At 43.4% G+C, this 8,269-nt stretch carries 2 protein-coding genes and 2 pseudogenes; all 4 read right to left on the reverse strand.

Annotated features, from left to right (window positions below; all coding sequences use genetic code 11):
* Positions 1-133 precede the first annotated feature (133 nt).
* A complete protein-coding gene (locus tag ACYQY7_RS13350; RefSeq protein ID WP_081207811.1) occupies positions 134-787 on the reverse strand; it encodes a hypothetical protein in 654 nt (217 codons plus the stop codon).
* Between the two features lie 23 nt (positions 788-810).
* Positions 811-2,034, reverse strand: a pseudogene (locus tag ACYQY7_RS13355) (RHS repeat-associated core domain-containing protein); the annotation flags it as partial.
* Between the two features lie 289 nt (positions 2,035-2,323).
* Entirely contained in the window at positions 2,324-2,653 is a 330-nt protein-coding gene (locus tag ACYQY7_RS13360) for a hypothetical protein (RefSeq protein WP_035021241.1), read from the reverse strand.
* 350 nt (positions 2,654-3,003) lie between these two features.
* Positions 3,004-8,226: pseudogene (locus ACYQY7_RS13365) on the reverse strand (polymorphic toxin type 17 domain-containing protein); the annotation flags it as partial.
* Positions 8,227-8,269 lie beyond the last annotated feature (43 nt).

The following is an 8,269-nucleotide window of genomic DNA, read 5'->3' on the forward strand; positions in this document are numbered from 1 at the left end:
CAAACTGTTCAAAATTAATTAGCGAAAAGTGTTCAATTTTACTTGACGGTTACAGCGTCCTTCTGAAGAAAAATTTTAAACTGTCAATCTGGTGAAAAATGATTCAACTTTGATAATATTTTAGAGCTATTCATTATGCCTCTCTTAATTTTACAGAGGTATAACGCTTTGAATTTTTCTCGTAAAGCGCTATTTCATCATCACTTATCCACATTAAATGACCTAAAAACCTATCGTAAATAAGTTCATCGGGTTCAGTTGACACTATTTTTTTTTCAAGTAATACTTTATCTTTTCTATCTTTAATCACCATCTTTATTGTAAAATCATACAGATCGTGATTACAATGTACCTCAGCTTTGTATTTTTTATTTGGACTTAATTTAGGCTTGTTCCAAATAAACTCATTAATATAGTTTAACTCCTTTACTCTCTCATAAGCTTCTTGAAAAGGATTAGGATCCCAATTTTTTCCTCTAATAACAAAATCGAGGCTATTTTTCAACAGTTCTAGGATCTCTATTTTTTTTTTGTTATCTGGATACTCTAGAAATTCTTGAATATTATATGGCACTAAGACTTGACAAAAACCATCAAAACATCCTAATAGTTTCATCTCGGGGTAATTACCACAATGGAAATTTAACTGCCTACAATCAGCGGTTTTATATTTTTTATCAAAGACCCGTTCATACAATTTGGTAATACATCTAGTTTGAAAAGAAAAACTTTTTTTAACGTCGGATATCCCTTCTTCTCCTAATAATAGAAATGTTTTCAGTAACATAGCTTACCCCTTTCTTTATGTTATCACGGTCTGACATGAAGATACATATTACCCCCAGCTTTTCTCACTGCATAAGCTCTTCCTCTCTCCCACTTTAGAGCTTTCTCTCTTCCATAAATATTTCTCTTAACAATCCGAGCATAGTATCTTTGATACCCCGCTTTTTTATTCCACTTATTGACCTGACGGTTAGCCCTAGGTGATGTACCGTTTTTGTTTAGCTTAGCACCACTAATACCTACTTTAACTATACGTTTTTTACCGTTAACTATTTCATAAATTTCATACCCATGATGAATCCTCTTTGAGAATCGACTATTACCATGCACAGCTTTAATAATTTTACTAGCAGCTTTGAACTTGCCACCAAAACCAACAAAATTGATAGCCGCCGCAGCTGCGACGCCTTTCCATCCTTTTCCTGATTTATATGCCTTATACCCATCATACGCCGCAAATCCCGCATTAATCGCCATCCACACAAAATGCCCATCCGGATCGACCAGCATCACTGGGTTGTTGTTCGCGTACGTATAGCCGTTCTGCGTAAGAATGTCATCTGCATCGCCTGGGTCTGGGTCGAGCGATAAAAACACTCCGTGCGTTGGGTGGTAATAACGGGCAATGAGGTAGTACAATCCGGTCTCTTCATCATATTGATATCCCGCATAGCGATACGGGTTTTCGTCTGCTAGGGAGCCCGTTTCGGAACGAATTTGACCCCATGTGTCGTACTCGTAACGAGCGACCACGTTTCCTTGCGCATCGGTTAAGGCGATGACATCCCCATGGGCGTTATAGTGGTAGAAGTACGTGACACCACCTTTTTTCATCGCCAACAGCTGGCCGTTTTCCCCGTATATATACGATTGTACCACATTTCCACTTGCATCGGTTTCATACAAGACGTTGAGGCTGTCGCCTTGGTAGTGGTAGTTCGTCACGACGCCATTCACGTTCTTTTGAATGCGGCGGCCGTCTTCATCGTATTGGTACGTCACAAACGGCGTACTTTCGCCTTTTCGGGTGATAGAGACAAGCTGATCGGCTTCGTTCCATTCATATTGGTACTCACCATCTTCGGTCCGATTGCCGTTTTCGTCATAACGGTACGTTTCCGCCAATAACTCGGTTCCGTCCGCTGTTCCCACTGACAGACTTTTCACCAAGCCACGGTCATCATACGTGAAGGTTGCGCCCGCTCCGTTTCCAGTCGTAAACGTGCGAACGTGTCCTCTCTCGTCATGTAGCAAGTGAAATGACTCGTTAATCAACGGTAGCGGCTCGATTAGGTGTCGATGACTCCAATAAAAAAGGGGCTGTCCAATCAGTGGATTGTTCCGCTATTGGACGCCCCGTTCAACATGTGCCTGGCACTTAATAATGTACTAATTTACACTGTTCCAGCCAAGGAATCAGGTAATTACTTCTTTTTACTAATATGTAATTTTGTGTTATTTAATTTACTCATCTATTGTAAATGTGCTTCTCCCACCTACATTCTGTTAAGGGGTGGGAGACTTCTCAGTGGATATGTTAAATAAAAATGTTGATCATCTTAACCCCCGTTATTAGAAACCGACAACCTTCCATTGTATCTGAAGCCAATGCTTCATCAACGGGATTTCCAAAATAAAGCCACTTATCAGCAATGCTTCTCAACCCTTCTTCTATATCTTCTATCGAAAAACTTGTGTAGGTGCTTAGTTTCACTTCTACCACAAATAAATTGGGATCTTTCCAATATGGTTCGTTTTTTAAAATGGTGTAATTTGTAAAATTTCCCTTAAATACACTTATTACATTTTCTATAATTGAAAAAGATTCATTTTTATCTTGAGTGTATAAATATGATCGAATAAGCAAATTTCCCCCTCCTTACAGTAAGTTCAAGAAAGTCTTTTCATACGATCCCCTATTTTATCCAATTACTCTTTAGACATCGTATACTACAAGATGATTCACGAGAGGAGCAAGTGCCTCCCATGAATCACAAACATCGGCGCTTTAGGTGTTTGAATGTCCTTGAAAACGATTCTAGAATCATCGAGGACACTCTAATCTCCTCCATAACATTGACTGCCTGTAAATTCTATACCCTTGGCATCTATTAAACATCTCCCCTACATAATCTTTTCATTGATCCCCTATACTGGAGGGCATAGCTTCCAAGCAGTTCTTAGTCTAACATGAGTTCTCATACGCTAGGAAGATTTTTAATGAGTTATCCTTCCTTTAAGGGAAACATTAAGATGTGAACCATCCCTTGATAAATGTCCCAGCATTTGTTTCCCTCTTTTTGATAATTGTACATCCCACTCAAATGGTTCTCCTTTAGTTCTAGAAGGTCCTTTGGTCCAAATGTTTCCGAATCTATCTATGTGTCCCCCACCTTTCCTCGGAAGTGGTTGAGATGGTGTCCAATTCCTCGGCGGAACGTATCTTATTTTACCTTTAGTTGGTAACATTGCCCCTTTAAGTACAGATTTCTTACTTACCGAAGCAAAAAACTGTAAATTCAATTTTCCTAAAAACCTTTGAGCCCGTCTAGCTTTATACACTCTATAGGCAATTTTGGCACCTTTAAACGCCGCACCGCCAACCAGTCCCACGCCAACAGCAATCGCTGCCGCTTTCCAACCGCCTTTTTTAAAGGCTTTATACCCATCATACGCCGCAAACCCAGCGTTAACTACAAACCAGAAGAAATGCCCATCCGGATCCACGAACATCACCGGATTGTTGTTCGCGTACGTATAGCCGTTCTGCGTAAGAATGTCATCGGCATCCCCTGGGTCTGGATCCATAGACAAGAACACGCCATGGGTCGGGTGGTAGTAACGGGCGATCAAGTAGTAGAGTCCGGTCTCTTCATCATATTGATATCCCGCGTAGCGATACGGGTTTTCGTCTGCCATCTCACCCGATTGAGAAAGAAGCTGGCCCCATGTGTCGTACTCGTAACGAGCCACCACGTTTCCTTGCGCATCGGTTAACGCGATGACATCGCCATGCGCGTTGTAGTGGTAGAAGTACGTGACACCACCTTTTTTCATCGCCAACAGCTGGCCGTTTTCCCCGTATATATACGATTGTACCACATTTCCACTTGCATCGGTTTCATACAAGACGTTGAGGCTGTCGCCTTGGTAGTGGTAGTTCGTCACGACGCCATTCACGTTCTTTTGAATGCGGCGGCCGTCTTCATCGTATTGGTACGTCACAAACGGCGTACTTTCGCCTTTTCGGGTGATAGAGACAAGCTGATCGGCTTCGTTCCATTCATATTGGTACTCACCATCTTCGGTCCGATTGCCGTTCGCATCGTACGTGATCGTTTCATCGCCGAAACGAACCAATTGATTCGCCGCATGATAATCCGCCGTGATCGTCGTCGATGATCCCTCTTTCGTTTTCACGATTTTCGTCCGGTTCCCGAATCCATCGTACGTATACGCGATCGTCGTTCCATCCGGCCATTGCTCTTCCACTAGTTGATCGAGCGCATCGTAACGGTAAACAATCGCTTCTCCTGTTGGGGACTCGATTTTCGTCCGATTGCCGTTTTCGTCATAACGGTACGTTTCCGCCAACAACTCGGTTCCGTCCGCTGTTCCCACTGACAGACTTTTCACCAAGCCACGGTCATCATACGTGAAGGTTGCGCCCGCTCCGTTTCCTGTCGTGAAGGTGCGAACGTTTCCTCTTTCGTCATAATCAAAGCGATACGTATACGTTCCATCTTGAACAATGGTATTTTGGTCCAAGGCATTGTATTGATAGGTGACGGTTTGGCTAAACGATCCATGCGAGAACAGGAACTGTTGCAATTTATCCGAGGTGATCGGATACGTCCATTTTTGCAATCCCCCGCGGTCGGACTGTTCGATGACCCGATTCACCAAATCCCATTTTCTTGTCTTCGTCGTGCCATCCTTTACATATTGCACAGACAGTTCGTTTCCGTTTTTGTCGTAACTGAATTCGTAATACGGAACTCCATTGTAAGAAATCGTGTCGACCCGTTCCGTCCCGTCATACGTCCATTGAATTGTATTTCCTTTCGGCAAGACGGTTTTAATTTTATTGCCGTTCGCATCATATTCATTTGTTGTTACGTCATTAAGCGGACCGACCGTTTTCAGAAGTTTTCCCGTCTTATCATAAGAATAGGTAAATCTTTGTGACGGACCGCTGCTCGTTTGAATGACTTTAGAAGTCATGTTACCGTTCAAGTCATAGTCATAGTTGACAGAAGTTCCGTTCGCCAATAAGAGTTGTTTTAAACGATTGGATGGGTCATACTTGTACTGTTTTTGATTTCCCTTCTCATCGTATTCGCTCAACAGATTTCCTACGGCATCATAGTTCTTTTTCGTGACATACCCGGCTTCATCTGTTTCTTCCTCAACATAGTTGCCATTTGCGTCATACTTGTTTTTCGTTACGACGTTGCCTTCCATCAAGCGAATGGCGTCAAACCAGACCGTTCCTGTGTAGTTTCCGCGGAACATAGCGGATACGTCCACCTTGTCAATCGGCTTCGACGGATGGATCGAAATAGCCGCACGATTCCAATCTTGCGTGCCGATCGGAAAATCAGCGGTGTACGTTTGGGCCGTTCCATCCACAAAGTATACTTTAGCCGTAATGGAATAATCGCTTGCACTCACGGTACCGTTGGCTTTGACATCCTGCGCTTTGGAAAGACCTGTGAGTGTCAGACGAAGCGGCGTATCACTTGAAGTTTGCCCTACGATCACCGTCTGCTTATATTCACTCGCTGATTGTGTGGTGCTGGTTCTCGATATTTTGAGAGAGTAAGCCCCGTCGAACGATTCCCTATGATCGACGCTTCCGCCCGTTCCGCTCCAATTCGTCACGCTTCCTTCGAAGCTGCTGTTTAACACGGGATTATAGCTGGAAGAAACTTGGGCTTCCTCTAATTGAACATTATCAAACCATGCTTCCCCTGATGCGGTTGGTGATTGATGCTCGACCTCTAAATAGACGCGTACTTTCGCCACGTTCGAAGGAGTGGTAAACGTCACTTGCCGCTCTGTCCAAGGTCTTGTGCCTACCAATTGACTATAACGATTGTCCGCCCAAGAAATTCGACGATTTTGGCTATCTAAAAATTCAACATTAAAGAACGCACTGGCTTTCGTTAAATTTGTTTTGATTTTTCCACTTAATGTGTATGTCGCATTCGGTTTTACCGCAATTTCTTGCGTAGCGGCCACATAACCGGCTTCTGTACTAGGCGACGTCGAATTCACTGTGATTTTTAACGTCTTTCGTCCAGTCAACCCATTATAAACATTCGTATCTTCCTGTAACTGCCCGGAATCATACGAACGAAGCACAGTCCAAGCGGTCGTTCCCTGTTCAAAGCCGTGATTAGAGAGTAAATTGGGCGCACTGCCCAATGCGTCACTTTCTTCAATCACATTTCCATAGGAATCGTACTTCGCTACAGAAGACGTTTTTCCCGATTGATCGGTTTCGGATACTGGATTTAAGCCATCATACGCAACCGTTGTCTTGTCGCCTTCTGTATCTGTCATGGAGATGACATCGTTATTTGGATTATACTGGTAGGTTTCGGTCCCATAGCTATCCTTCGCTGTTAACACATTTCCATTCGCATCGTACGTATATGATTCCGTCGGTGTAGTGGCCCCAACATCATTCGGATCGTATGATTCCTTTAAATTGTTGCCTTCATACACATATTTCGTTGTAATATTTAAGCCGCCTACGTCATCCACAACCTCAATCGGGTTACCAGCCTCGTTGAAAGTATATTGAGTTTTGCGACCATTCGGCTTTTGTATGAGCAATCGCCGTTCCGTTGGATCATAGGTCAATGTGTATACATGGTCTTCGGAATCACGTACTTGACTGAGCCTGTCACCATCGTACACGAACTGATTGACAACTGGCTGATCCTCCGTATGTGTCGGCTCGAATACTTTTACTAGACGATCAATCTCATTGTATTCATATCTTGTCACTTCTCCGCCCGTCTGAGTCACCGTCGTTAACAAATCATTCGTGTAGCCATATGTCACCGTCCGATTCATCGGGCCTATGATTTTTTCGATCTTTCCGTCCGGACGATACTGAATGTCTAATTTTCTTCCCGATGCGTCCGTCATCGACGTAAGCTTTCCATTCGAATAACCGTACGTCGTTGCGTTCCCATGACCGTCGACCATTTTGGTTAACTTGCCATCGCTTTTATTAAAATACATTTTCGTTTGATCTTTAGATTTCACGATCCACTCAGTGGTCGTTTCACTTAATTCCAAGTAAACACCTGTTGGCGCTTGGTATGTTCCGTCGGCTCGTTTCATAAATATGTGAAGCGTCCCGTCTTCATCCGTCAATCGCGCTTCATTTCCTTGCGCGACGATATTCATTTCCGCATCGCTGTGCCAGCCTTTTCCGAATAAACCGGTCCATGGAGACAAGCTATTGTAGGTTCTGGATAGACCAAGTCCTAGCCCCCTACCCGAAATAGAAACATCTTGTTCATCTATCATGAGATTACCCGTAGCGGCATTGACGCTCCCATACGGCACATCAATGATCGACCAGTAATCTTCCTCCCCTAAATATTCAACCGCCTCAGGAATTTTGACCGTGAATGCATTGCTCGAAAAGATGGTCTCGCCGTCCGCATCATAGGCACTGAGACGGAACCAATAGCTCGTGCTCGTTGCGTATTTTGTTCCCATTTTCGCATACATTGGCGAAGGATCTCTCGGTAGTTCTAATCCTTTTCCATCATGATGCAGCGTTAAAGTACTAGAATTCCCTTGTTCGATTTCTTCGGGGGTCGGCCAAATTCCTTTATTTTGTGTCGTCCAATGATCTACATCTCCTACATCAAAGGCTTCATAGTAAAGCCCATTAAAAATCCAAACCTTGTACCCCGTAGCACCCTCGATTTTATCCCAATCTAGCATGACATAACCAGAGTGACTGCCTAACTGGTTACTGTAGGAAAATCCTGAAGGCGCTGGTGGTATCAGCAACTCCGAAATTTTCGGCATATACGCATCCGAAAAGACGGTTTCTCCTTGAGAGTTATAGGCGCTTACTCGAATCCAGTAGTTGGTAGCCGTTGCATATTTCGTTCTCGCATTAGCATAGACTGGGGACGGGTCGACAGCTAATTCTGTGCCGAGACCGTCGTTTAAATGCAACTTATATCTACCTGCTTGAATTTCCGTAGAGGTTGGCCAATACTTTTTGTTTTTCGTTGTCCAAGAAGTGACGTTCCCGACATCTAACGATTCATAGTAGGAACCGTTAAAAATCCAAATTTTATACCCCGTCGCTCCACTCACAGGATTCCATTTGAAATCGATATATCCTGTTCCATTTCCGTTTGTATAACTTACCCCCGTCGGAGCAGATGGTATTGTCAAAAGTTTTAAATACATACCCTAAGTTTTTATTGATTTTATGCGG

This window comes from Anoxybacillus sp. TBDG-1, assembly GCF_054815885.1.